The organism is Rhizobium sp. 9140, from assembly GCF_900067135.1.
GTDB lineage: Bacteria > Pseudomonadota > Alphaproteobacteria > Rhizobiales > Rhizobiaceae > Ferranicluibacter.
The window spans coordinates 1,172,121-1,197,831 of sequence record NZ_FJUR01000001.1; the positions used below are offsets into that span (position 1 = coordinate 1,172,121).

Annotated in this window: 22 protein-coding genes, 1 tRNA gene and 1 pseudogene; 14 read left to right on the forward strand and 10 right to left on the reverse strand. The window is 63.8% G+C overall.

The window, feature by feature from the left end; genetic code table 11:
- Positions 1-105: 105 nt before the first annotated feature.
- Positions 106-1,581 carry a sensor histidine kinase gene (locus GA0004734_RS05450; RefSeq protein WP_245292483.1) on the forward strand — a complete coding sequence of 492 codons (1,476 nt, stop codon included), beginning with the start codon at positions 106-108 and terminating at the stop codon, positions 1,579-1,581.
- Positions 1,582-1,742: 161 nt separating this feature from the next.
- Positions 1,743-1,819 (forward strand) — tRNA-Arg (locus GA0004734_RS05455).
- Between the two features lie 47 nt (positions 1,820-1,866).
- On the opposite strand, the gene GA0004734_RS25870 is transcribed toward GA0004734_RS05455, so the two are convergent.
- The 5 genes from GA0004734_RS25870 to GA0004734_RS05475 all read right to left on the reverse strand — a co-directional run bounded on the left by GA0004734_RS25870 (position 1,867) and on the right by GA0004734_RS05475 (position 7,514).
- Positions 1,867-2,019, reverse strand: a complete 153-nt coding sequence (locus GA0004734_RS25870; protein WP_092931876.1) for a hypothetical protein — start codon at positions 2,017-2,019, stop codon at positions 1,867-1,869.
- A 34-nt stretch (positions 2,020-2,053) separates the two neighbouring features.
- The gene (locus tag GA0004734_RS05460) at positions 2,054-2,539 is read right to left on the reverse strand and encodes a DUF1810 domain-containing protein (RefSeq protein WP_092931878.1); all 486 of its coding nucleotides are present in this window, start codon (positions 2,537-2,539) and stop codon (positions 2,054-2,056) included.
- An 83-nt stretch (positions 2,540-2,622) separates the two neighbouring features.
- Positions 2,623-3,219 carry an IMPACT family protein gene (locus GA0004734_RS05465; RefSeq protein ID WP_092931880.1) on the reverse strand — a complete coding sequence of 199 codons (597 nt, stop codon included), beginning with the start codon at positions 3,217-3,219 and terminating at the stop codon, positions 2,623-2,625.
- A 103-nt stretch (positions 3,220-3,322) separates the two neighbouring features.
- The gene (gene putA / locus GA0004734_RS05470; RefSeq protein ID WP_092931882.1) at positions 3,323-7,018 is read right to left on the reverse strand and encodes a trifunctional transcriptional regulator/proline dehydrogenase/L-glutamate gamma-semialdehyde dehydrogenase; all 3,696 of its coding nucleotides are present in this window, start codon (positions 7,016-7,018) and stop codon (positions 3,323-3,325) included.
- A 181-nt stretch (positions 7,019-7,199) separates the two neighbouring features.
- Positions 7,200-7,514 (reverse strand): YkgJ family cysteine cluster protein, encoded by a 315-nt coding sequence (locus GA0004734_RS05475; RefSeq protein ID WP_092931884.1) that lies wholly within the window; start codon positions 7,512-7,514, stop codon positions 7,200-7,202.
- A gap of 170 nt (positions 7,515-7,684) precedes the next feature.
- On the opposite strand from GA0004734_RS05475, the gene GA0004734_RS05480 reads away from it, so the two are divergent.
- On the forward strand, positions 7,685-8,719 hold the full coding sequence (locus GA0004734_RS05480) for a proline racemase family protein (RefSeq protein WP_092931886.1): 1,035 nt from the start codon (positions 7,685-7,687) through the stop codon (positions 8,717-8,719).
- Positions 8,720-8,879: 160 nt separating this feature from the next.
- Positions 8,880-9,263, forward strand: a complete 384-nt coding sequence (locus tag GA0004734_RS05485; RefSeq protein WP_092931888.1) for a DoxX family protein — start codon at positions 8,880-8,882, stop codon at positions 9,261-9,263.
- Positions 9,264-9,336: 73 nt separating this feature from the next.
- Here GA0004734_RS05485 and GA0004734_RS05490 read toward each other — a convergent pair whose 3' ends face one another.
- Together GA0004734_RS05490 and GA0004734_RS05495 are read right to left on the reverse strand one after the other, a co-directional pair.
- Positions 9,337-9,771 (reverse strand): RbsD/FucU family protein, encoded by a 435-nt coding sequence (locus tag GA0004734_RS05490; RefSeq protein WP_092931890.1) that lies wholly within the window; start codon positions 9,769-9,771, stop codon positions 9,337-9,339.
- A complete protein-coding gene (locus GA0004734_RS05495; protein ID WP_092931892.1) occupies positions 9,771-11,003 on the reverse strand; it encodes an ROK family transcriptional regulator in 1,233 nt (410 codons plus the stop codon). The genes GA0004734_RS05490 and GA0004734_RS05495 overlap by 1 nt, the downstream gene beginning before the upstream one ends.
- A 258-nt stretch (positions 11,004-11,261) precedes the next feature.
- On the opposite strand from GA0004734_RS05495, the gene GA0004734_RS05500 reads away from it, so the two are divergent.
- The 8 genes and pseudogenes from GA0004734_RS05500 (at position 11,262) to GA0004734_RS05535 (ending at position 18,304) form a co-directional block, all read left to right on the forward strand.
- Positions 11,262-12,284, forward strand: coding sequence for a sugar ABC transporter substrate-binding protein (locus GA0004734_RS05500; protein ID WP_092931894.1), 1,023 nt, complete (start codon positions 11,262-11,264; stop codon positions 12,282-12,284).
- Between the two features lie 154 nt (positions 12,285-12,438).
- Positions 12,439-13,530 (forward strand): ABC transporter permease, encoded by a 1,092-nt coding sequence (locus GA0004734_RS05505; protein ID WP_092931896.1) that lies wholly within the window; start codon positions 12,439-12,441, stop codon positions 13,528-13,530.
- Entirely contained in the window at positions 13,530-14,327 is a 798-nt protein-coding gene (locus GA0004734_RS05510; RefSeq protein ID WP_092931898.1) for an ATP-binding cassette domain-containing protein, read from the forward strand. Before GA0004734_RS05505 ends, GA0004734_RS05510 begins: the two co-directional genes overlap by 1 nt.
- On the forward strand, positions 14,324-14,959 hold the full coding sequence (locus GA0004734_RS05515; protein ID WP_092931900.1) for a nucleoside triphosphate hydrolase: 636 nt from the start codon (positions 14,324-14,326) through the stop codon (positions 14,957-14,959). Before GA0004734_RS05510 ends, GA0004734_RS05515 begins: the two co-directional genes overlap by 4 nt.
- A 159-nt stretch (positions 14,960-15,118) precedes the next feature.
- Positions 15,119-16,183, forward strand: coding sequence for a dihydroorotase (pyrC, locus tag GA0004734_RS05520; protein WP_092931902.1), 1,065 nt, complete (start codon positions 15,119-15,121; stop codon positions 16,181-16,183).
- A 16-nt stretch (positions 16,184-16,199) separates the two neighbouring features.
- A pseudogene (locus GA0004734_RS05525) lies at positions 16,200-16,559 on the forward strand (glyoxalase superfamily protein); the annotation flags it as partial.
- 54 nt (positions 16,560-16,613) lie between these two features.
- Complete coding sequence (locus GA0004734_RS05530) at positions 16,614-17,309, forward strand: orotate phosphoribosyltransferase (protein ID WP_092931906.1); 696 nt, start codon at positions 16,614-16,616, stop codon at positions 17,307-17,309.
- 68 nt (positions 17,310-17,377) lie between these two features.
- Positions 17,378-18,304 carry a carbohydrate kinase family protein gene (locus GA0004734_RS05535; RefSeq protein ID WP_092931908.1) on the forward strand — a complete coding sequence of 309 codons (927 nt, stop codon included), beginning with the start codon at positions 17,378-17,380 and terminating at the stop codon, positions 18,302-18,304.
- Positions 18,305-18,351: 47 nt separating this feature from the next.
- Here GA0004734_RS05535 and GA0004734_RS05540 read toward each other — a convergent pair whose 3' ends face one another.
- The 3 genes from GA0004734_RS05540 to GA0004734_RS05550 form a co-directional block, all read right to left on the reverse strand.
- Positions 18,352-19,062 (reverse strand): L,D-transpeptidase family protein, encoded by a 711-nt coding sequence (locus tag GA0004734_RS05540; protein ID WP_092931910.1) that lies wholly within the window; start codon positions 19,060-19,062, stop codon positions 18,352-18,354.
- A gap of 245 nt (positions 19,063-19,307) precedes the next feature.
- Positions 19,308-20,933, reverse strand: a complete 1,626-nt coding sequence (gene pgi, locus GA0004734_RS05545) for a glucose-6-phosphate isomerase (RefSeq protein WP_092935951.1) — start codon at positions 20,931-20,933, stop codon at positions 19,308-19,310.
- 188 nt (positions 20,934-21,121) lie between these two features.
- Positions 21,122-22,822 carry a long-chain-fatty-acid--CoA ligase gene (locus GA0004734_RS05550; protein WP_092931912.1) on the reverse strand — a complete coding sequence of 567 codons (1,701 nt, stop codon included), beginning with the start codon at positions 22,820-22,822 and terminating at the stop codon, positions 21,122-21,124.
- Between the two features lie 327 nt (positions 22,823-23,149).
- Here GA0004734_RS05550 and GA0004734_RS05555 point away from each other — a divergent pair, with 327 nt between their 5' ends.
- Both GA0004734_RS05555 and GA0004734_RS05560 read left to right on the forward strand, forming a co-directional pair.
- On the forward strand, positions 23,150-24,349 hold the full coding sequence (locus GA0004734_RS05555) for an MFS transporter (RefSeq protein WP_092935953.1): 1,200 nt from the start codon (positions 23,150-23,152) through the stop codon (positions 24,347-24,349).
- Positions 24,350-24,486: 137 nt separating this feature from the next.
- Positions 24,487-25,644 carry an AI-2E family transporter gene (locus GA0004734_RS05560; RefSeq protein ID WP_092931914.1) on the forward strand — a complete coding sequence of 386 codons (1,158 nt, stop codon included), beginning with the start codon at positions 24,487-24,489 and terminating at the stop codon, positions 25,642-25,644.
- Positions 25,645-25,711: the final 67 nt, after the last annotated feature.

Below are 25,711 nucleotides of genomic sequence, written 5' to 3' on the forward strand. Positions count from 1 at the left end.
GCCGCGGCTTGGACATTCGCAACGCGTGACCTATAATTGGCGTAATGCGCTGGTGAGCGGCCGGTTGTGTCCGGCAGGTCGGCGCCATGGGAACGCCGAATGCCGATGGATGCCATGAACGAGACGGCTCCGGACGAGCCGCAGCTGCGCTCGGGGTTCCTGCGCGGCCTTTCCGGCAAGCTTCTGCTGCTGACGATCCTGTTCGTCATGATCGCCGAAATTCTGATCTTCGTGCCGTCCGTCGCCAATATGCGGCTGCGCTGGATGCAGGACAGGCTGAACACGGCGGCGGCCGCCGCCGTCGTGGTGGATGGCCTTCAGAACATGCAGCTATCCGGCCCTGTGCGGGAGGATACGCTGATGGCGACGGGAACCAAGGCCATTGCCCTGCGCCGTGCCGAGGAATCTCGTCTGATCGCCGCAACCGAAATGCCGCCCGAAGTGGATGCGAAGTTCGACGTGGCCAATACCAGTGCCGTCGGTGCCATCCGCGATGCCTTCGACACCCTGCTCTTCGGCGGCGATCGCACCATCCGCTTCTACGGGCCTATCGGCGAAAGCGATACGCTGATCGAACTTGTCATGGACGAACGCAGCCTGCGCAAGGCCATGCTCGTCTATGCACGTTCCGTCTTCCTGGTCTCCATCGGCATCTCGCTGTTCACGGCAACCCTGATCTTCCTCGTCATCAACCGCGTGATGATCGCGCCCATCCGCCGCATGACCGCGAGCATGCGGGACTTTGCCGCCGACCCCGCCGATCCCCGTCGCGTGATGGAGCCCTTGCCGGGTTATGACGAGCTCGCCATGGCCGGCCGGCATCTCGCCGCCATGCAAACGCAGCTGCAAAAGACCTTGAAGCAGCAGAAGAACCTTGCCGATCTCGGCCTCGCGGTTTCCAAGATCAACCACGACATGCGCAATATCCTGTCCTCCGCGCAGCTACTATCCGACCGGTTGGCCGATGTGGACGATCCCGTGGTCAAGCGGTTCGCCCCGACGCTGCTGCGCACCATCGACCGCGCGGTCGGGTACACCAGCGAAGTGCTGGAATACGGTCGCACGACCGAGCCGGAGCCGCGGCGCCGCTTTCTCTCTTTGCGTCCGCTGGTGGAGGACGTCGGTGAAGTCCTGGCCATCGATCCGAAGTCGGGCATCGGATTCGTCATTGCGGTTCCCGACGAACTGGAGGTCGATGCGGATGGGGAACAACTCTTCCGTGTTGTGCACAACATCTGCCGCAATGCCGTTCAGGCGCTGGTCAACGAGAACGATCCCGGCAACACGGCGCGCAACGTCACGGTCTCCGCCATGCGCACCGGCAGCGTTGTCAGCATCACGGTGGATGATACCGGTCCCGGCATGCCGAGGAAGGCGCGGGAGAACCTGTTTGCGCCCTTCAGGGGCTCCGCGCGCTCGGGTGGCACCGGCCTCGGCCTCGCCATTGCCCGCGAACTGGTGCTTGCGCATGGCGGCACCATCGCGCTGGTGGAAAAGGCGACGCCCGGCACCCTGTTCCGTATCGAGCTTCCCGACCGTCCGGTGCCTCTCGATGCGTTCCGTTCGCAGGGACGAACCTGAGGCCGCGATTCACCGTCATCTCTTCGTCATGGAAAAATATAAAAATTTCAATGAGATGGAGAATCGCCGACGCAAATTTCCAGAAATATTCCGAAATTGGCTTGCATTCGTTTCTCCCAGGCTTTAGAGGATCGCCACGCACACAGCAGACGCTGTTGCACGCACCCGTAGCTCAGCTGGATAGAGCATCAGACTACGAATCTGAGGGTCGGACGTTCGAATCGTTCCGGGTGCGCCACTTCTTCTCCCAAAGCAAATCATGATGAAACGGCCACCGCAAAGGGTTTAGCGCTTGCCGTAAAGATCTTCGACCTTGTCGTCCTGTCGCTCTTTTTCGGCTCGCGACAGCTTGCGCTGGCTTGAGAGGCCGTAGGCGAGCGCAAGGCCGAGAATGGCCGCGCCGCCAGCGGTGGCGAAGAGCCAGATATAGTTTTCCATGCTTATCTCCTTTAATGTGGGGGCCAGAACAGTTTCATCGTTCGCCCGTCGAAGCATGCAGACGGGCAGGACGGACAGTTACGGGCTTGAGCAGGTCCAGGGTGCGCTGATCCGGCTTGCCGCTGAAGTATCGCTTCAAGGCCGTCTCGAACGGCGCTGCATCGCCACCTGCCTCGATTGTGGCGCGGGAGAACAGCGTCATGGACGAGCGGAATTTCAGGTCGTCCGGGCTGGAAAAGATGGCGCGTGCCGTCAGTGCATCGTCGAGCCCGTTCACCGTCGTCATGCACTCCAGCAGTCGGCTGCCGAGCAGCGAATGCTCGAGATACGCCTGCGCTTCCGCCAGCCCGGAGATGGCGAAGTGCCGCGCCGTTGGCGAAGAGCCCAGGCCCTCGATCTGCGGAAAGACGAACCACATCCAGTGCGTCCGCTTCTCTCCAGCCGCCAGTTCGTTGAGCGCCTGACGATAGACGCGCGACTGTGCATCGATGAAGCGGGTCAGGTGGAAAGGATCTTTCATGGCGGCCTCCTGAATGTCAGTTTAGGCTAACCATCTTGCAGGCCGTTTGTTCGACACGTCGATAGGGTGCCGCCGCCGGGATTCTAAACTGGGAGATCGCCGTCGAAGCGCAGCATGGAGCGTCCGCTTGTTACGTCGCTCGCCAGCAGCCTTGCCTGATCGCGCACGCCCTCCGGCACATCGATGACCAGATCGGCACCCGTCGCGATGAAGGTCTCGTCGATGAAGACGGTCCCAAGACTCGCCAGGCGGGCCTTGATCAGCGCGAGGTCGGCGAATGCGACGCGCACGGTGCCACGCGCCATCGCGATATGCTCGACGCGCTCCGCCGCGTGCAGCGCCATGGCCGCCGTGCCGCCATAGGCCCGCATCAGCCCGCCGCTGCCGAGCAGGATGCCGCCGAACCAGCGGACGACAAGGACGACGACATGATCGAGCCCTTGCCCGTCGATCGCCTGAAGGATGGGTTTGCCGGCCGTGCCGCCCGGTTCGCCATCGTCGCTGAAGCGATAGATCTGCCCGATCCGCCAGGCCCAGCAATTGTGCGTGGCCGTCGGGTCCGACTGCGCGGCGAGAAATGCGCGCGCCTCCGCCTCGTCGGCCACCGGCGCGCAATGCGCCAGAAACCGGCTCTTCTTGATCTCCTGAGGGAAGTTGTACGGTCGGGCAAGCGTGAGCATGCCGTCTCTTACGGCAAATTTCGCCGCGTTGAAATCCGTCCGAGGACAAGGATGAAGAGCCGGAACGACGCAGGATCGTCCCGGCTCGTGGATGGTCTCTTCGTCAGCCGATCGACATCAGGCTGGCATTGCCGCCGGCCGCAGCCGTGTTGACGCTGGTAGAGACCTCTTCCAGCAGCCAGTTGAGGCAGTAGGCATCCGGATTGGTTGCAAGGCTTGCGGTCGTCGCCGCCTGCACGAGAACGAGCGGACCCGGCAGGCCGGCGATGGCCCGGTTTGCCGCCTTTACCCGGTCCGCATCCCCTTCGACCAGCGCGCCCGAGAAAGGGCCTCTAAGAGCCCAGTCGCGGGCAAAGGACAGGCGCGCCGTAACGCTTGCCGGCAAGGCAGTGAGGTCGCCTTCGAGCTCGCAAGCGGCATCGATAATGCCCGTGTTGCCGGTTGCCAGCATGGCCGCGATCTGACGGATCAGGCCATCCAGCGTCTGCGGCACCAGAAGGATCTGCCCGCGCGGATGCAGCGCATAGAGGTTGCGCTCGCCGACCGGGCCTGGCATCTCGCTGACGAGGCCGAGAGGGGACAGGCTGCCGGTATCGCGGGCAGCGGACGCCTCAGCCTTCAGACCGCGTCCATCGAGCCATTTGGCGAAATCGTGCAGGGCCGGATCGGTGTGGACGGAGCTGACCTGCGGCGGAACCGGTGCCACGCGGACGAGGCGTCCGAGATAGAGCGGACCGCCGGCCTTCGGCCCTGTACCGGAAAGTCCGCGCCCGCCAAAGGGCTGCACGCCCACGACTGCGCCGATGATGTTGCGGTTGACGTAGAGATTGCCCGCCTTCACTCGGCTCGTCACATGCGCGATGGTCTCGTCGAGGCGCGTGTGTAGGCCGAAGGTCAGGCCGTAGCCGGTGGCGTTGATATCGTCGATCAGCCGGTCGAGATCGTCCCGCTCGTAGCGCAGGACATGGAGCACCGGCCCGAACACCTCGCGGGAAAGGTCCGAGAGCTTCGCGATTTCGATGATCGTCGGCGCGACGAAGGTGCCGTTTGCGGTTGCCTCCGGCATGGCGATCTGCTCGACGCGCGCCCCGATGTTCCGCATCGCGGCGATATGCCTGTCGATCGTCTCCTTCGCGTCAGATGAAATCACCGGTCCGACATCGACGGACAGTCGGTCGGTGCGGCCGATATCGAGCTCGTGCAGAGCGCCCTTCAGCATGGTTAGCACGCGGTCGGCCACATCCGTCTGGAGGCAGAGGACGCGCAAAGCAGAGCAGCGCTGTCCGGCGCTGTCGAAGGCGGACGCAATGACGTCGGCCACCACCTGTTCGGCAAGCGCCGAGCTGTCGACGATCATGGCGTTCTGGCCGCCGGTCTCGGCGATCAGGGGGATCGGCTTGCCCTCCGGCGAGAGCCGACCTGCAAGCTGGGCTTGGATGAGCCGTGCGACCTCCGTCGATCCGGTGAACATCACCCCGGCAACGCCTTCCGCTCCGACGAGGGCTGCGCCCACGCGCCCGTCGCCGGGCAGGAACTGAAGGACATCTCTCGGGACGCCGGCTTCATGCAGCAGGCGCACGCCTTCGGCGGCGATCAGCGGCGTTTCCTCGGCGGGCTTGGCGAGCACCGGATTGCCGGCAACGAGTGCTGCGGCGATCTGCCCGGTGAAGATGGCCAGCGGAAAATTCCACGGGCTGATGCAGACGATCGGGCCAAGAGCCCCATGCGCCGGACCGAGCGTCCGGCCGGCCTGCTCGGCATAATAGCGCAGGAAGTCGATCGCCTCGCGCACTTCGGCAATCGCGTTCGGCGCCGACTTGCCGGCTTCGCGGATGATGAGACCGAGGAGGTGGGGCATGCGCGCCTGCATCAGGTCCGCGGCACGCGACAGACAGGCGGCACGCTCGGCCGGAACCGTTGCGGCCCACCGGGCGCTGGCATCGGCGGCAAGCGCGACTGCCCGCACCGCGTCGGCGTCCGAAGCCTCGATAACGGTGCCGACACGGTCGCGCCGGTCGCCGGGGTTCTCGACGGGCCGTCCCTGACCGGCCGGCGCGTCGCCCGCGAGCATGGGTGCGGCGGTCCAGTCGGCGGTCGCGCCCTTCGCGAAGGTTTCCGACAGCATCGCAAGTGTCGTTTCCGAGGAGAGGTCGAGGCCTTCCGAATTGCTGCGGCCGGGATAGAGCGCTGCGGGCAGGCGGATCTTGTCGTGCGAGGCGCCGGGGGAGGGCATGCCGCGCACGATCTCCACCGGATCGGCGATCAGTTCGTCCACGGAGACAGAGGGATCTGCGATACGGTTGACGAAGGACGAGTTGGCGCCATTCTCCAGCAGGCGGCGCACGAGATAGGCGAGCAGGGTTTCGTGCGTGCCCACGGGCGCATAGATGCGGCACGGCCGGTCGAGCTTGTCGGCACCGACGACCTCGTCATAGAGCGGCTCGCCCATGCCGTGCAGGCACTGGAACTCATAGTCGCCGATGGCAAAATCCGGACCGGCCATGGCGTGGATGGTCGCAAGGCTCTGTGCGTTGTGCGTGGCGAACTGCGGAAAGATCAGGTCCTTTGCCGCCAGCAGCTTGCGCGCGCAGGCGATGTAGGAAACGTCGGTATGGATCTTGCGCGTGAAGACCGGGAAGTCCTCGAGCCCGTCCACCTGCGCCCGCTTGATTTCGGCATCCCAGTAGGCGCCCTTGACGAGGCGGACCATCATACGGTGGCCGGAGCGGCGGGCAAGGTCGATGACGACGTCGAGCACCATCGGGCAGCGCTTGCCATAGGCCTGGACGACGAAGCCGACGCCATGCCAGCCGGAAAGCTCCGGGTCGAGCCGCAGGGCTTCGAGAAGGTCGAGCGACAATTCCAGCCGGTCGGCTTCCTCGGCGTCGATGTTCAGTCCGATGTCATAGCGTTTCGCGATCAGCGCCAGCGCCTTCACGCGCGGCAGCAGTTCGTCCATCACGCGCGCCGCCTGCGCCCTGACATAGCGGGGATGCAGCGCCGAGAGCTTGATCGAAATGCCGGGACCCTCATAGATCCCCCGGCCGGCGGCAGCCTTGCCGATGGCGTGGATCGCGTTCTCGTAGTCCACATAATAGCGCTTGGCGTCGGCCGCTGTCGTCGCGGCCTCGCCGAGCATGTCGTAGGAATAGCGAAAGCCGCGGGCTTCCAGCGGGCGGGCGCGCTTCAGCGCTTCCTCGATGGTTTCGCCGGTGACGAACTGCTCCCCCATCATCCGCATGGCCATATCGACGCCGCGGCGAATGACCGGCTCGCCGGCCCGCGCGATGAGGCGCGTGAGCGCTGCTGAAAGCCCGCGATCGTTGACGGTCGATGTCAGTTTGCCGGTGACCACGAGCCCCCAGGTGGCAGCATTGACGAAGAGCGAGCGCCCGCCGCCGACATGCGAGCGCCAGTCGCCTGTCGCAATCTTGTCGCGGATCAGCGCATCGCGCGTCGCCATGTCGGGAATGCGCAGCAGGGCTTCGGCAAGGCACATCAGCGCCACGCCCTCCTGGCTCGACAGCGAGTATTCGTGCACCAGCCCCTCGACGCCGGAGCCCTTGTGCTTGGCACGCAGCGCGGTGATGAGCCCCCGCGCAGTCTTTGCAGCCCGCATGCGCAGGTCCTCGGGCAGCGTCGCCTGTTCCAGAAGGGCGGCGACGCACGTCGTCTCCGGCTGGCGATAGGCACGCGTGACGGCGGCCCGAAGCGGTGTCGGAGCGTTGAGCGGCGGTGCGAAGGCCTCGAAAGGACGCGGCATGGTGTCGAGGGGGGATTTCTGCGACGTCTGGCTCATTGGGAGGCCTTTTCAGGTGTGGAAACAGGGAGATGCGTCTTGTTGAACACGAAGCGCAGACTACGGCCGCTCGCGCCGCATCTCCATCCGGAAAAAACGGCATAAGGCCTCACGATCCACGCTTGGAACCCCTTTTGGGCGCGGTTCATGCGGCACTTAAGAAAATACGCCGTCGGATCGCCTAAAGCAGGACATGCGCCGATAAAGCCTGTCGCGCTGTCAGACACTCGTCGTCGCCCGGCATACAGGTGCGACAAACGATCGGCCTGACATCGTAAATGCCGCAGCCGACATGCTGCCCCAGCACACCGGACAGGGCCGAGCACCGGTCGTTCTCACAGCGCATGCCGCCAAGATCCGTCGAGACGAACTCTTCCGGAATCCGTGCCAGCTCCTCCTCGCTCTCCATCGAGAAGCGCGGCCAGTCGGCGGAATAGGAGCAGCAGGCGCCGCAACTCTGGCAGTCGAAATCGTCAGTGGGGACGGCAGGCATCATGGGGGGAATCTAGCACGCAAAGGCATGCCGCGCTATGCCGCTCGCGGGGTCGCAAATGCGCAAACGATCGAAAGAGGGTCCCTAGGCAAAAGCTGAGAACAAGCGTAAATACCTCTGTACACATTTTGTCGCCAGCTTGCGCGACGTGACGGCACAAGAGGAGTCGACCGATGAGATGGAAGCGCACGATCCAGCTGCTGGATGTTCATTGCGAGGGCGAAATCGGCAAGGTCGCCATCGGCGGCGTGCCGAAAATTCCGGGTAACACCATCGCCGAACAGCTTCATCACATCAACACGGTGGATGACAGCCTCCGGCGGTTCCTGTGCCTGGAGCCGCGCGCGGCCTCCATTGGCTCGGTCAATCTGCTGGTGCCGGCCAAGCGTCCGGAGGCCGATGCCGGCTTCATCATTCTCCAGGCCGATCAGGCGCATGCCATGTCCGGCTCCAACTCCATCTGCGTTACCACGGCGCTGCTCGAATCCGGCATCGTCGAGATGAAGGAGCCGGAAACGGTCGTCATGCTCGATACCGCCGCCGGGCTCGTCAAGGCGACGGCGACCTGCCGCGACGGCCGCTGCGAGCGCGTCAAGCTGACGATGACACCGTCCTTCGTGCAGGCGCTGGATGTTGCGGTGGACACGCCGCAATGGGGCACGATCAAGGTCGATCTCTGCTATGGCGGCATCTTCTATGCCCTTGTGGACGTTCATCAGATCGGCACGACGATCGAGAAAGCCAATGCCCGCGCGATCGTCGAGGCCGGCATGATCATCAAGGACATCGTCAACCGCACCATCCCGACGGTTCATCCCGAGATCCCGGAAATTTCTGGCGTCGCCTATGTCATGTTCCGCAGCACCGAAGCCGATGGCACGGTGCGCACCTGCACGACGATGTGGCCCGGCCGGGTCGATCGCTCTCCCTGCGGCACGGGCAGTTCCGCCAACCTCGCCACGCTGCACGCCCGCGGTCTCGCCAAGCCCGGCGATGTCTTCAAGTCCCGCTCGATCATCGGCTCCGAATTCGAGGTCGGGCTGGACAGCGTGACCGAAGTCGCCGGCCGGCCTGCCATCATCCCCACCATCTCGGGCCGCGGCTGGACGTTCGGCCTGCATCAGGTTGCTCTGGATCCTTTCGATCCGCTGGCGGATGGCTTTGCGCTGACAGATACTTGGGGGCCGCAGGCGGGCGAGATCCGCTAGCCTGCATCCCGACCCGCACGGTTGCAACGGGCAGTCGAAGTTGACGATTGACCAAAGTCGTTCACCCCTTGTGAACGATGTGTCGTCAGCGCGTAGGCTATGTTTGTCATGCATTGTTGCTAAAGCTGAGGCATCTTCTTCCTCAACGGAGCCCGCACCCATGTCCACCAGCGCCATCGTCCTCGTCGGACGCATTCTCCTCTCCATCATCTTCATCGTCGCCGGTTTCGGCAAGATCACCAACCTGTCGGGAACGGCCGGCTACTTCGCCGGCGCCGGCCTGCCGGTGCCGATGGTGACCGCAGTGATCGTCTCTCTCGTTGAACTCGTCGGCGGCATCTTCATTCTCGTCGGCTTCTTCACGCGCCCGACGGCCTATGTCCTCGCCGCCTTCTGCATCGCCACGGCGTTCATCGCGCATTTCAACTTTGCCGACATGGGCCAGGCGATCAACTTCCAGAAGAACTTCGCCATGGCTGGCGGTTTCCTCTTGCTCGCGGCCTTCGGCCCCGGTGCCCTTTCAGTGGACGCGCGCCGCGCCTGATCGGCTCTCTTTCGCTCAATGAAAAACCCGCCGGATCGACATCCAGCGGGTTTTTCGTTTCTCGGATGGCGCATCACCCTGCAGGATAGATGACCCCCTTGCGAAGGATCATGTTGCCGTAGAGGCGCGGCTCGCTGGTCTGCACCACGGTGTGCGCCGCCTTGACCCGCGGATAGAAGTCGGGGCCGAGCAGCGGCACCACGGTCCTCTCCGGCTCGTGCCGGGCGCAGCAGGCAATGAGTTCCGCGTGCACGGGATCGAGAAGATCCCGGTCCTGCTTCACCGTCGCGCGAAAAATCGCCTCGTCCACGAAATCGTCGATCGGCATGACGCTGAGGATGGCATCGACCACCGGCACCACGCCATGACCGTCGAGACGGATCAGTCGGCGGGCATGTTCGAGCGCGGGATAGTTGCCATCGACAATGGCGATCTCGTCGCCATGGCCCATGGCGCGGAGCGTTGCGAGCAGGTCGGGGCTCAGGAGAGGGGAAAGACCTTTCAGCATCAGGCAGGTTCCTTGAAGAGGACATTGGTGTCGAGAAGATAGCGGGAGAAAAGCGGCAGGCTCGCTCCGCCGATGGCACGCGCTTCGGAGCCGACGGCGCCCTCGATGATATCGGGGACGATGACGCCCTGCAGATCGAGATCCTGCACGGCCGTGCGCGTGGCGGCGACGATGCGCGCGCGCACCCAGCTTGGAAAGCCGCCGTCGATGACGGCGGCTGCAAAATCGATGATCGAGGCGGCGGAGATGATGGCGCGGGCGAGCGCTTCCGCCGTCTGGACGATCCAGTCCTCCAGCGCCGCGCCGAAATCGATCCACTCCTCGGCCGTATACCAGAGCGGCCGCGCATCGATACCACGCTCCCTTAGCATGTTTTCAAGAACGAAGATCGACGCGACCTTGAGAAGGGGCTGCGTGCGTCCGTCCGGCCCCGGCACCTGCAAGGGGCCGAGCGCTCCCGCGGTTCCCGTGCGGCCTGAGAACAGCGCGGAGTTCAGCACGATACCGCCGCCGATGAAGGAGCCGATGTAGAAATAGATGAAATCCGGATAGTTCGCGCCGACACCGAATACGAGCTCCGCGCCGCAGGCGCTCGTCGCGTCGTTCTGCAGGTAGACCGGGTAGGACGTGCGCGCCGACACCGCAGCCTGCAGGTCGAAATGCCGCCACCGCTCCATGGCCTCGCTCGGTGCACCGACTTCGGGCGCCCAGTTCCACAGCTCGAATGGGGTGGCGATGCCGATGCCGGCGATGCGCGACCGCTCGTCGGCACTCAGCATCCGCTCGAGCTTCGCCACCCCCTCGGTGATGAAGGCCAGGATGTCGTCCGGCATGGGGTAGGGGTAGGGCTGGTGCAGATTGAGCCGGATGGTGCCAACGAAATCCATGAGAATGAGGTCGGCGCTGCGCCGGCCGATCTTGACGCCGAAGGAGTAGACGGCGGATGGATTGAGATGCATCGGCACCGATGGCTGTCCGACGCGCCCTCGCGTCGGCTCGCCCCGGATGAGCAGCCCGTCCTTCTCCAGCGCGCGCATGATCACCGACACGGTCTGCGCCGAAAGACCCGACCGGCGCGCGATATCCGCCTTCGACAGGCCATCGTGGCGACGCACAAGCGACATGACGAGGCGCTCGTTGTGAGCGCGCACGCGCGTCTGGTTTGCCCCGCCCGCGGGATCCACGACATCGGGCATAACAGGCAGCGTCTCCTGTTCGGTAAAGTCCGTCATTCCAAGTCCTCCCGTTCCGGCGCAGTGCCGGAACCGTCCCTGCGCTTTTTCTCTGCATGTTAGGCATGCGACTGCACAATCGACAGGCAGAGAATGCCACAGGTTTTTAATAAATCAATTTGATTTAGTTATTGACACGCAAAAACGTTTAGTGTTTGCTCGCTAACGGAAGCGCGGTTTCATTGCGGAGGACGTAACGATCGCGAAGCCTGACGGGCCGGGAACCCGGCTCACCATTTGATCCTTGGGAGGATATCCATGAAGAATCTCGTAACCGCCGGTCTCGGCGCGCTGGCGCTCGGCGTCGTTTTCGCGGGCTCGGCACAGGCTGCCGACGTGACCGCCTGCCTTATAACCAAGACCGACACGAACCCCTTCTTCGTCAAGATGAAGGAAGGCGCCGAGGCCAAGGCCAAGGAATTGGGCGTGACGCTCAAGGCCTATGCCGGCAAGATCGACGGTGATAGCGAAAGCCAGGTTGCCGCCATCGAAACCTGCATCGCCGATGGCGCCAAGGGTATCCTGATCGCCGCGTCCGACACCAAGGGCATCGTCCCCACCGTCAAGCAGGCCCGCGACGCCGGTCTTCTCGTCATCGCGCTCGACACCCCGCTGGAACCGGCCGACAGTGCCGATGCGACGTTTGCGACCGACAACCTTCTCGCTGGCAAGCTGATCGGCCAGTGGGCTGCTGCCACCCTCGGCGATGCCGCCAAGGACGCGAAGGTCGCCTTCCTCGACCTCACCCCCTCGCAGCCGTCCGTCGATGTCATGCGCGACCAGGGCTTCATGATGGGCTTCGGCATCGACCCGAAGGACCCGAACAAGATCGGTGACGAGGACGACGCCCGCATCGTCGGTCACGATATCACCAACGGCAACGAAGAAGGCGGTCGTACCGCCATGGAAAATCTTCTCCAGAAGGATCCGACCATCAACGTCGTACACACGATCAATGAGCCGGCCGCTGCCGGCGCCTATGAAGCGCTCAAGGCCGTCGGCCGCGAGAAGGACGTGCTGATCGTCTCCGTCGACGGCGGTTGCCCGGGTATCAAGAACGTCGAGGACGGCGTCATCGGCGCGACCTCGCAGCAGTATCCTCTGCAGATGGCGGCGCTCGGCGTCGAGGCCATCAAGAAGTTCGCTGACACCGGCGAAAAGCCGCAGCCGACCCCCGGCAAGACCTTCTTCGACACGGGCGTCTCGCTCGTCACCGGCAAGCCTGCGGCAGGCGTCGAATCGATCGACATCAAGGCCGGCACGGACAAGTGCTGGGGCTGATCTGCGCATTTCCATACGACATGCGAGGGGCGGCTTCAGCCGCCCTTTTTTCAAAATAAGTCCATCTTGACCCGTCATCCCGACGAAGCGCCCGGCCCGGCATGACCTCTCGTTCGAGGTCATCTGCACAGGCCGCCAAGCGGAGGATATATTGATGAGCGAGCCAACAGCCGCTGCGCGGCCCTCGCAGGACTTCGAGTCCGTCCTGTCCGGCAGTTCCAAGACGGTTGCGTCTTTCGACACCGACCGCAAGACACCCGTCCAGCACTTCCAGCATTTCCTGCACTCGCGGCCCTCTGCGGTTCCGCTGATCGTGCTCGTGCTGTCGCTGATCATCTTCGGATCGATCCTCGGATCGAAATTCTTCTCCGCTTTCTCGATGACGCTGATCCTGCAGCAGGTGGCGATCGTCGGCATCGTCGGCATCGTCGGTGCGGCGCAGACGCTGGTCATCATGACGGCAGGCATCGATCTCTCGGTCGGCGCCATCATGGTGCTCTCCTCCGTCGTCATGGGCCAGTTCGTCTTCCGCTACGGCCTGCCTGTCGAAGTCGCGATCCTGTCCGGCTTTGGCGTCGGCGCGCTCTGCGGTGCCATCAATGGCTGGCTGATTGCCCGCATGAAGCTGCCGCCCTTCATCGTCACGCTCGGCATGTGGCAGATCATCCTCGCCTCCAACTTCCTCTATTCCGCCAACGAGACGATCCGCAGCCAGGATATCGAGGCGACTGCGCCGCTTCTCAAGCTGTTCGGCTACACGTTCCGCATCGGCGGTGCCGTGTTCACCTATGGCGTTGTCGCCATGATCCTGGTCGTCGCCCTTCTCTGGTACGTCCTGAACAAGACCGCCTGGGGACGCCATCTCTATGCCGTCGGCGACGATCCGGTCGCAGCCGAACTTGCGGGTGTCAACGTCAAGCGCATGCTCCTCTCGGTCTACACGCTTTCCGGCATCATCTGTGCTCTTGCCGGCTGGGCTCTCATCGGTCGTATCGGTTCGGTCTCCCCGACCGCCGGCCAGTTCGCCAATATCGAATCCATCACGGCCGTCGTGATCGGCGGCATCTCGCTCTTCGGCGGACGTGGCTCGATCATGGGCATGCTGTTCGGAGCGCTCATCGTCGGCGTCTTCCAGCTTGGCCTGCGCCTCATCGGCACCGACCCGCAATGGACCTATTTCATGATCGGCGTTCTCATCATCGCCGCCGTCGCCATCGACCAGTGGATCAGAAAGGTAGCAGGCTGATGAACGCTCCCGCCTATAATGAAGCACCTCTTCTGACCGGCCGCGGTCTCGTCAAGCGCTACGGTCGGGTCACCGCCCTCGATCATGCGGATTTCGATCTGCACAAGGGTGAGATCCTCGCGGTCATCGGCGACAACGGTGCCGGCAAGTCCTCGCTGATCAAGGCGATCTCCGGCGCGATCAAGCCCGACGAAGGCGAGATCCGACTCGACGGCCAGCTGATCAGCTTCAAATCGCCGATCGAGGCGCAGAAGGCCGGCATCGAGACCGTCTACCAGAACCTTGCCGTATCTCCGGCGCTGTCGATTGCCGATAACATGTTCCTCGGCCGCGAGATCCGCAAACCCGGCGTGCTCGGCTCGGTGTTCCGCATGCTCGACAAGAGCGCGATGGAAAAGTTCGCCCGCGACAAGCTGTCCGAGCTTGGGCTGATGACCATCCAGAACATCAACCAGGCCGTGGAAACGCTCTCCGGCGGCCAGCGTCAGGGCGTGGCCGTGGCCCGCGCCGCAGCCTTCGGCTCCAAGGTCGTCATTCTCGACGAACCCACGGCGGCCCTCGGCGTCAAGGAAAGCCGGCGCGTGCTGGAACTGATCCTCGACGTGCGCTCGCGCGGCATGCCCATCGTGCTCATCTCGCACAACATGCCGCATGTCTTCGAGGTCGCCGACCGCATCCATATCCACCGCCTCGGTAAGCGCCTCTGCGTCATCAATCCGAAGGATTATACAATGTCGGATGCCGTGGCCTTCATGACCGGCGCCAAGGAACCCCCGCGCGAGGCGCTGGCGGCATGACACGGACCGTTGGCGAGATTGCCGATCTCGTTCTCGACCGGGCGGTCGGTGCCGCCCGTTTCATCGTGGGGATTGCCGGCCCTCCGGGCGCCGGCAAGTCGACGCTGGCCGACGCGCTGCATGCGGAGCTTGCGGTACGCGGCGAAACATCCGCCATTCTGCCCATGGACGGTTTCCACATGGATAATGGCATCCTAGAGAAGCGCGGCCTCTTGAAACGCAAGGGCGCGCCGGAAACCTTCGACGTGCGCGGCTTCCTCGATATCGTCACGGCCGTACGCCGCGGCGACGAGGAGGTGCTGGTGCCGGTCTTCGACCGCTCCCGCGAGATCGCCATCGCGTCGGCCCGCGCCGTTGCGCCGGAGACCCGCTTCATCCTCGCCGAGGGCAACTACCTGCTGCTGGACGAGGCGCCATGGACCCGGCTCGCACCGCTCTTCGACCTGACGATCTTCGTCGGCCCGGCCTATGCCGTGCTTGAGGAACGCCTGCGCCAGCGCTGGATCCATTACGGTCTCGACGAGGAGGCCATCCAGTGGAAACTCTACGGCAACGACCTGCCGAACGGCGAGCGCATCTGCAACGGTTCCCGGCCGGCCGATGTCACGCTGGAGGTTTTCGAGCAGCCGTGATCGAAGGGAGCATATGACCATTGTCATCCCGGCCTCGATGAGGCAAACGGGAGCGGTCAGCCCGAGGCTTTGGGCTAGACGACACCACCGCGAGAGCGATGCGGATTGTCTCGTCCTCGTTTCGGGGATTGCGGATATCCGCCGGAGGAGAGGCAGACGATGAGCGACCACCCGACGACGACCCTCACCATCCGCCGGCCTGACGATTGGCACCTGCACCTGCGTGACGGCGACATGCTGAAGGGCGTGCTGCCCGACACCAGCCGCCACTTCGTCCGCGCCATCATCATGCCCAATCTGGTGCCGCCTGTGGTGACCACGGCAGATGCCGAGGCCTATCGCGCCCGCATCCTCGCGGCACTGCCCGCTGGCGACCGTTTCGAGCCGCTGATGACGCTCTATCTGACGGAGCACACGGAGGCGGCCGACGTTGCGCATGGCAAGGCGAGCGGGCTCATTCATGCCGTCAAGCTCTACCCCGCCGGTGCCACCACCAATTCCCATGGCGGCGTCCGGGACCTTGAGAAGGTCATGCCGGTGCTGGAGAAAATGGCCGAGATCGGCCTGCCGCTCTGCGTCCATGGCGAGGTCACGACGCCGGAGGTCGATATTTTCGACCGCGAGGCCGTCTTCATCGAGACCGTCCTCGACCCCTTGCGCCGTCGCCTGCCGGACCTCAAGGTGACGATGGAACATGTGACGACGCAGGATGGCGTCGATTACATCAAAAGCGCCGAGAGGAACCTCGCCGGCTCGATCACGACCCACCACCTGATCATCAACCGCAACGCGCTGCTCGTCGGCGGCATCCGCCCGCATTACTACTGCCTGCCCGTTGCCAAACGCGAGGTGCACCGGCTGGCGCTGCGCAAGGCCGCGGCATCAGGCGATACCAGGTTCTTCCTCGGCACCGACAGCGCCCCGCATGTCGATCCGCTGAAGGAATGCGGCTGCGGTTGTGCGGGCATCTACACGTCCGTCAACACGATGAGCTGCCTTGCCCATGTCTTCGAGCAGGAAAATGCGCTCGAAAAGCTCGAAACCTTCGCCTCCCGCAACGGTCCCGCGTGGTACGGCCTGCCGGTCAACGAGGAGACGATCACGCTTGTCCGCCGCGGCGAGCCGGTGGCGTATCCCACCAAGATCGAGACGGGCGCCGGGCCGGTGACGGTGTTCGACCCGATGTTCCCGCTGCACTGGGCCGTGGAGGAAGCGCATGGCTGACGGGCGCGCGGAGGCCGGTATCAAGCCGGCGATCCCGATCTTGCGGATCTTCTCGGTCGAGAAGGCCATGGAGTTCTATCTGGACTTTCTCGGCTTCACGCTGGATTGGGAGCATCGTTTTGCCGAGACCATGCCCCTTTATGCGCAGGTCTCGCGCGATGGGCTGACACTTCATCTGAGCGAACATGCGGGCGACACGACGCCCGGCACCCGCATCTTCGTGCCGGTCGGCGATGCGACGTCGCTGCAGGCCGAGCTTGCCGGCCGCAACTATGCCTATATGAAGCCGGGTCTGGAAACAGTCCCCTGGGGACTGCAAGTCACGGTCACCGATCCCTTCGCTAACCGCATCACATTCTGTGAGCAGAGGTCCTGACGCAGGAACTATCTGCCGCCACGCCATGAGCCTTGGACCATAAGGAACCGCACCATGATTCCCACATCCTTCCCCGACAAGGCCGTCATGGCCGAACTGCTGGCGAAAATGCTGTGGGAGATCAAGGCGGTGCACTTCCGGGCCGACCAGCCCTACAAGCTTGCCTCCGGCATGGCGAGCCCGGTCTATATCGACTGCCGCAAGCTGATCTCCTATCCGCGCATCCGCTCCGCCGTCATGGATTTTGCGGCCGTCACCGTCATGCGCGAGGCGGGCTTTGAAAAATTCGACGTGATCGCCGGCGGCGAGACGGCGGGCATCCCCTTTGCCGCGATGCTGGCCGAGCGTCTGGCGCTACCGATGATCTACGTGCGCAAGGCGCCGAAGGGCCATGGCCGGACGAACCAGATCGAGGGCCACATGCCCGAGGGCGCGCGCGTTCTCGTCATCGAGGACCTGACGACGGCCGGCGTCTCGATGTTTACCTTCATCGATGCCATCCGCGCCGCCGGCGGCGTGGTCGATCACGGCATGGCGCTGTTCTACTACGATATCTTCCCGGAAGGCCGCGCCAACATGGCCAGAAAGGGCATTACCCTCCACAACATCGCGACATGGCGCAATGTGCTGGCCGTAGCTCGGGAAGACAAGCTTTTCGATGCGGACACGCTGGCAAGCGTCGAGGCCTTCCTCGATGCGCCGCTCGAATGGTCGGGCCGCCACGGCGGTATCTCCAGCCTGGCGGGCTGAGCCCGTCAGAAGCCGATCGCCCGACAAGCCCATTGACTGCAACGCTTAGTATCCCAAGAGGAAGACCCATGATCATCTGCTGCGGCGAAGCCCTGATCGATATGCTGCCGCGCGAATCCACGCTCGGCGAACCCGCTTTCGCGCCCTATGCGGGCGGCGCGATCTTCAATACGGCGATTGCGCTCGGGCGCCTTGGCATTCCCACCGGCTTTTTCACCGGCCTCTCCAGCGATATGTTCGGCGATATCCTCCGCGACACGCTGAAAAGCAGCAATGTGGATTTCGCCCCGTCGGCCACATCCGATCTCCACACGACGCTTGCCGTGGTCAAGCTGGTCAACGGCTCGGCCACTTACGCGTTCTTCGACGAGAACAGCGCCGGCCGGATGATCACGGAAGCGGATCTGCCGGCACTCGGCGATTTCTGCGAGGCCCTGCATTTCGGCGCCATCAGCCTCATCCCCGAGCCCTGCGGCTCGACCTATGAGGCACTGATGACGCGCGAGCACAAGAAGCGCGTGATCTCCTTCGACCCGAACATCCGCCCCGGCTTCATCAAGGATGCAGACGCCCATAAGGCGCGTATGCTGCGCATGGCCGCCATGTCGGATATCGTCAAGTTTTCCGACGAGGATCTCGACTGGTTCGGTGAGGAAGGAGATCACGAAACGCTGGTCGGGCATTGGCTCGCCCGTGGCCCGAAGCTCGTCGTCATCACCAAGGGCGCTGATGGTGCCGATGCCTATACGGTTCGCGGCAAAGTGTCCGTACCCGGCGAAAAGGTGACGGTGGTCGATACGGTCGGTGCCGGCGATACCTTCGATGCGGGCATTCTGGCATCGCTGAAGATGAACAACCTGCTCACGAAGGATGCCATCGCGACCCTGAGCGACGACGCCATCCAGGCGGCCCTCGCACTCGGTGCGAAGGCCGCTTCCGTCACGGTCTCCCGCGCCGGCGCCAATCCGCCCTGGGCCTACGAGATCGGCCTGTAACGTTTGAGAATGCGGCGCGCCAATCCTGAGGCGCGCCGACGATGCTCCTACTGATGCACGACGATGCGCGCGTGATAGGGGACGCGCGTATAGAGGTCGATGACATCCTGATTGATCAGGCGCACGCAGCCGGAGGATACGGCCTTGCCGATCGAGCGCCATTCCGGGCTGCCATGCAGGCGGTACAGCGTGTCCTGCCCGTTCTGGAAGATATAGAGCGCGCGCGCACCGAGCGGGTTTTTCAGGCCCGGCTCCATGCCGCCGTTCTCGATGGAATAGCGCGCAAGCTCCGGCTGGCGCGCCACCATCTCGTTCGGCGGCTTCCAGCGCGGCCAGTGCTGGCGCCAGTGAATGATGCCTTCGCCCTGCCAGGCAAAGCCCTCGCGGCCGATGCCGACGCCGTAGCGCATGGCCGTGCCGCCGGGCTCGGTGATATAGAGGAATCGGCCGGGCGTATCCACGACGACGGTGTTTTCCGGCTCGCCCGTCGTGTTGGCCACGCGCTGCCGATAGAAGCGCGGATCGATCTCGCGGTAGGGGATGGCGGGAATGAGAATGCCGTCATCTTCCACCGCACCATACATCACGGCGAGCTCTGCCTCCGTCGGCGGCAGGATCGGCCGGCTGATCACGGGCGGCACGGGCGGCGTGCGCACGCCGGTCGAGGTCGTACAGCCGGCCATCGTGGCGGCAGCGGACAGCGCGCCGAGCAGGAAGGTGCGGCGCGAGAATGGATCGGCGATATCGGTCGGTGTCATAAGCAGGGTCCCGGTGAGACCTGATCTCTATCCCCAGCCCGCACAGGCACAAGGCGTGATCCGATCACGTTTCCCGGAAACAAAGGTAAGCCGGCGGAAACCCGGACGGTGTCGCCGAGCGGCAACAGTTTTGCCCGCGTCACTGGCACCGAAGACTAGGACCTGCGGGTAGGCGCTCGACCCAGGGATCTTCCCCCGCAGGGGAAGATCGTTGTCGGGTGGCCGATTTTCGACGGTCGGGGAGCCTATTTCTTGGCTGCCAGCAACGCCTTCACGAGGCCGACGGTCGACGAGTCATGGCCTTCGGCACTTTCCTTGCCTTCCACCACGGGCAGCAGGCCTGTCGCCAGTTCCTTGCCGAGTTCCACGCCCCACTGGTCGAAGGAGTTGATGTTGAAGAGCGCACCTTCCACGAAGACACGGTGTTCGTAGAGCGCGATCATGCGGCCGAGCGCAAACGGGGTCAACTTGTCGTAGACGATGGTCAGCGACGGGCGGTTGCCGGTAAACACGCGGTGCGGCGCGATGTGGTCGGCCTTGGCGTCGTCCATGCCCTTGTCCGTCAGCTGGGCCTTTGCCTCTTCCAGCGTCCTGCCCTTCATCAGGGCTTCCGACTGGGCAAGGCAATTGGCGATCAGGAGGTCGTGCTGGTGGCGCAACGTCGTCTCATGCGCGTTGGCCGCGATCATGAACTCGGCCGGAATGACCGTCGTCCCCTGATGGATCAGCTGGTAGAACGCGTGCTGCCCGTTGGTACCCGGCTCGCCCCAGACGACCGGACCGGAATTGCCTTCGACCGGCGTGCCGTCGAGCGTCACGCCCTTGCCGTTCGATTCCATGTCGAGCTGCTGGAGATAGGCGGGAAAGCGCGACAGGCGCTGGTCGTAGGGCAGGATGGCGCGGGAGGGATAGCCGAGCACGTTGCGGTGGTAGTAGCCGATGAGGCCGAGCAGCATCGGCAGGTTCTGCCGCAGCGGCGCCGTCTTGAAATGCTCGTCAATCGCATGCGCGCCGGCCAGGAACTCGCCGAACTTCTCCTTGCCGATGGCGATCATCAGCGGCAGGCCGATGGCCGACCAGATGGAGTAACGCCCGCCGACCCAGTCCCAGAACCCGAAGATGCGGTCGCTGGCGATGCCGAAAGCGGCAACCTTGTCGAGTGCCGTGGAAACGGCACAGAAATGGTGGCCGACGGCCTTTTCTCCGAGCGCCTTGGCGATGAAGGCGCGCGCCGTCTGGGCATTGGTCATCGTCTCGATCGTCGTGAACGTCTTCGACGCGACGATGAAGAGGGAGGTTTCCGGGTCGAGCAGCTTCAGAGTATCGGCGATATGGGCACCGTCGATGTTGGAAACGAAATGCGCGCGCGGGCCGTCATGTTCCGGCGCCAGCGCCAGCGTGGCCATGACAGGGCCGAGATCCGAACCGCCAATGCCGATATTGACGATGTCGGTGATCTTCTTGCCCGTTGCGCCGGTCAATGCGCCGTTGCGGACCTTGTCGGAAAAGGTGCCCATGGCATCGAGCACGGCGTTGACGTCCGGCATCACGTCGCGACCATCGACCAGGACCGGCGTGTTCGACCGGTTGCGCAGCGCCGTATGGAGAACGGCGCGGCCTTCGGTGAAGTTGATCGGCTTGCCGGCAAACATCTCGTCGCGTTTTTCCGCGACGCGCGCAGCCTTGGCAATGGCTTCCAGGCCGTCCAGCACACGCTCGTTCACGGCGCATTTGGAGTAGTCGAACAGGATGTCGTCGAGCGTCACGGAGAAGCGCTGGAAGCGCTGCGGATCGGCAGCGAAGGCTGCACGAATGTCGGTGGCGTCTGTCTCGGTGGCGGTGCTCTTCAGCTCTTCGACCAGCGCTTTCATCATCGGCTCCTTGGCAGTTCCGGTCAGGGCCTCGGGCCGTTCGCCGGACATGCTTTCAATGGTTTTTATCAGCCGCGATAGCTAGTGCGTTTGGTCACCGCAAATCAAGCCTCGGCGCCCGATTTTCGCGGGCGCCCGGATATTCGTGGAGGGCTAGGACATTCAAGGACATGCCCCCGCTTGATCTCTCAGCTGCGCAATTCCTTGCGCAGGATCTTGCCGACATTGGATTTCGGCAGGTCGTCGCGAAATTCGATGATGCGCGGGCGTTTGTAGTTGGTCAGCCCGTCATTGCAATGCGCACGGATCTCGGTCTCTGTCACGTTGGGGTCGCGACGGACGACGAACAGCTTCACGGCTTCGCCGGAATGCGCGTCCGGAATGCCGATGGCGGCACATTCCAGAACGCCGGGATAGGACATCACCACTTCCTCGATCTCGTTCGGGAAGACGTTGAAGCCGGAGACGAGGATCATGTCCTTCTTGCGGTCCACGATCTTGATCAATCCCTCCGGGCTCATGCGGCCGATATCGCCGGTGCGAAAGAAGCCGTCCTTGGAGATCGCCTGCGCGGTTTCCTCCGGCTTGTTCCAGTAGCCGGGCATGACCTGCGGTCCGCGAATGCAGATCTCACCGATATCGCCGATCGGCACGTTCTGGTCGGCCTCGTTGCGGATTTCGATGTCGGTCGAAGGCAAAGGCAGGCCGATGGTCCCGGTAAAGTCCGGCAGGTCCAGGCGATTGGCCGTCGCAACCGGCGAGGTTTCCGACAGGCCGTAACCCTCCTTGATCGGGCAGCCCGTTACCTTCTCCCAGCGCTCCGCCACCGGCCGCTGTACGGCCATGCCGCCGCCAAAGGTGAGCACCAGCGACGAGAAGTCGAGCGCGCGGAACGGACCATTGTTCAGAAGGGCGTTGAACAGCGTATTGAGGCCCGGAAAGATCGTGACCTTGTGACTGCCGAATTCCTTGACCAGCGACGGGATGTCACGCGGGTTCGGAATGAGGATATTGTGGCCGCCGAGAACCAGTCCCATCAGGCCGTTCACGGTGAGCGCGAAGATATGATAGAGCGGCAGCGCACAGAGGAAGACAAGCGTCTCGGGCTTCGGCTTGTTGATGAAGGCCGTCTCGATCCAGAGGCTCATCTGCGCCGCATTTGCCAGAAGATTGGCATGCGTCAGAACGGCGCCCTTGGAAACGCCTGTCGTTCCACCGGTATACTGAAGAAATGCGATATCGCCGGCCCTGGTGTCGGGCGTGGCAAGCGTCAGGCGTTTGCCCTTGGCGATAGCCGTGTTGAACCTGACATGACCGCGCAGCGACCATGCCGGAACCAGCTTTTTCACGCGACGGACGATGAAGTTGACGAGAAGCCCCTTGGCGCCGAGCAGGTCGCCCATCGATGCGACGACGATGTGCTGTAGCGAGGTCTTGGATGCCACCTGTTCGACGGTGTGGGCGAAATTTTCCAGAACGACGATGGCCTTGGCGCCGCTGTCCTTCAGCTGATGTTCGAGTTCCCGAGGCGTGTAGAGCGGGTTGACGTTGACGACGACGAGGCCCGCCCGCAGGATCGCAAAGATCGTCACGGGGTTCTGCAACACGTTCGGCATCATGACGGCCACGCGGTCGCCCTGTTTCAGCCCTGTCGACTGCAAGTAGGCGGCAAAGGCGTCAACGGTTTTCGCGAGGGCGCCGAACGTGATCGTCGTGCCCATGCAGGTATAGGCCGGACGATCTGCGTGTTTGGTACACGACGTCTCGAACATATGACCAAGGGATGGGTAGGGGCTGGCGGCGATGTCCGTCGGCATGCCGACGGGGTAGGACGCAAGCCAGGGCCTGTCAGGCAACATCGATTGTGTCCGGCTGGCCGTATCGGGCATGTTCGTCCTCCCTGTGCCGGTGTTTGTGTCGCCCGGCAATCCTCCAGATGCCCCACGTCTCTCGAGTGGGCCGGTGTCGAAGTCTATGCTCTTCAGCAGCGCCTTCAAGTGTCTTTTGGATTATATGACCTACACGTAAGCGTCAATAAGCCATGTCGCCAAAGCATGGGTCCTCTTCCGTAAGCGCATGGCTAATCACCGAGCCTTTGCGGCGGCGCCGGATAAGGTTTACGCCAGCCCGTGACGGCATACGCCCGGCTGCGTCGTCGCGCCGGCTGCCGCACTCTTTCCTGAGGCCCTATGCGGTCTCGACGCAAGATCAAAGCCATGTCTGATACCGCGCTTCCGTCTCACCCCGTCGCCCGCTTTGGCGGCGTGTCCATGGCGGAAGTCGCGTTGGCCGTCGGCGGGTTCGGCATCGGTACGGGCGAGTTCGCGATCATGGGCCTGCTGCCCCAGGTTGCTCAGGATCTCGCGGTGTCCGTGCCGCGGGCCGGCATCGTCATCAGCGCCTATGCGCTCGGGGTCGTTGTCGGTGCGCCGCTCATCGCCGTGGTCGCGGCACGATATGCCCGCCACACCGTGCTCCTGACGCTCATGGCGCTGTTCGCGCTCGGCAATATCGCCAGCGCGCTCGTGCCGTCCTTCGGTCTGCTGGTTACGGCCCGGTTTCTCGCCGGCCTGCCGCACGGGGCCTATTTCGGCGTTGCCGCGCTCGTGGCCGCCGGCATGGTCGCGCCGCACCAGCGAGGCCGCGCCATCGGTCGTGTCATGATGGGCCTCACCATTGCCACACTGCTCGGCACCCCGCTTGCCGCCTGGTTCGGTCAGGCGCTCGGCTGGCGCGCCGCCTTCGCCATCGTCGGCTGCATCAGCCTGCTGACCATCGTGCTCACCATGGTCTTCGTGCCGAAGGATCGCGGCAATGCCGCGTCTTCGCCGTTGCGCGAACTCGGCGCGTTGAAGAAGCTGCAGGTCTGGCTGACCCTCGGCATCTGCGCGATCGGTTGCGGCGGCATGTTCGCGACCTTCAGCTATATCACGCCGGCCCTGACGGAGGTGGCGGGCCTGTCGCTCTCCAGCGTGCCGCTGATGCTGTCCGTCTTCGGTGCCGGCATGATCCTCGGCAACATCATCGGCGCGCGGCTCGCCGACTGGTCGCTCCTCAAGGCGATCGGCCTCGGCCTCGTCTTCAATCTCGCCGCACTCCTGCTGTTCTACGCCACGATGTATTCGCCAGCGATCGCGATGTTCAACATCCTCTCCATCGGCTTTGGCTTTCTGATGGTGCCGGCCATGCAGACCCGCCTGATGGATGTGGCCGGCGATGCGCAGACGCTCGCCGCAGCGCTTATGCACTCCGCCTTCAACCTTGCCAACGCGCTGGGTGCCTGGCTCGGGGGCATGGCCATCGCGGCGGGTTACGGCTGGACGTCCACCGGCCTCGTCGGCGCCGTCATGGCCGTGTTCGGCATCGGGATCTTCGTGGTTTCCGTTGCCGTCGAGCGTTCATCGCGGCGCATTTGAGCGATTTCGCACGGAAACCCATTCCAGCTGTCGCCATATTTTGGCTCCGTTTGTGGAATTGTCATCCCGCGCTTGCCATTCGGCTGTATAGAGAGTGGATAAGGCAATTGCAGGCGGAAGCCTGACGGAGGTACCGGGTGCGCCATCGCGAATTGGAAAACCAGCCTGCAGAGCCGCGGCTGTTCGGCCGTCCAGCCTATGATCGTTCGGCGCTGGTCGGACCCGCATCGGCCGCACGCTGGCTGCTCGTGTTCATCCTCCTTGCCGGGGCCTATTTCTTTCACGGCTTTCTCGTGCCGGTTCTGGCCGCGGTCGTCATCGGTTTTGCCAGCTGGCCGCTCTACCGCCGTCTGCTGGTGGCGGTAAACGGCAATCGCACCATCGGCGCCACGATTGCCATCATCCTCGTCGTCGCCTTCATCGTGACGCCCGTCACCTTCGCCGCCATCTATGCGGTCGATGAGTTCCGCGGCTGGGTCGGATGGGCGGTCGAGGCCAATTCCGTCGGCGCCGATGTGCCAGCCTGGGTGCTGCAACTGCCGTTCGGCGGGGCCTGGCTCGGTGTGCAATGGGCGAAATATGTCGGGCATCCCGGTGCGCTCGGCGAACTCGTGCAACTGGTCAGCGGCTCCAATATCGGCAGCATCTATCGCGGTGCGCTCGTGGTCGGGGCAGGGGCTGCGCGCTCGCTGCTAACACTGCTCTTCATGCTCATCACCCTGTTCTTCGTCTATCGCGACGGCGAGAAATTCGTGGCGCAACTCGACAAGCTCGGCGAGCGCATTCTCCCCATGCGGTGGGAGCGCGTGTCGCGCATCGTGCCGCTCACCATCTCCTCCACCGTCACAGGCATGGGCCTCATCGCCATCGGCGAAGGCATCGTGCTCGGCGTTGCCTACTGGATCGCCGGCGTGCCGTCACCGGTCACCCTCGGCATTATCACCGGCTTCATGGCGCTCATCCCCGGCGGCGCGCCGCTCTGCTTCACGCTGGTCTCCGTCTATCTCTTGGCCAGCGGTGCGCCGGTTGCCGGTTTCGCCCTTTTTGCCTGGGGCACGATCGAGCTCTTCATCGTCGACAAGACGCTCCGTCCGCGCCTTGTCGGCGGGCCGATTAAACTGCCGTTCCTGCCGACCTTCTTCGGCCTCGTGGGTGGCGTGAAGACCATGGGCTTCCTTGGCCTTTTCGTCGGGCCGGTGCTGATGGCGCTGATCGTCGCCATCTGGCGCGAATGGCTGCACGAAGTAACGACGCCCGTGCCCGAGCAGACCGCCAAGCTGATCAAGCAGGCCTGATAGGCCTGCAAAGCAGGGCACAAAGCCTTTTCCCGAACCGCCGCCTGCCTTAAGTATGGTTGCGACA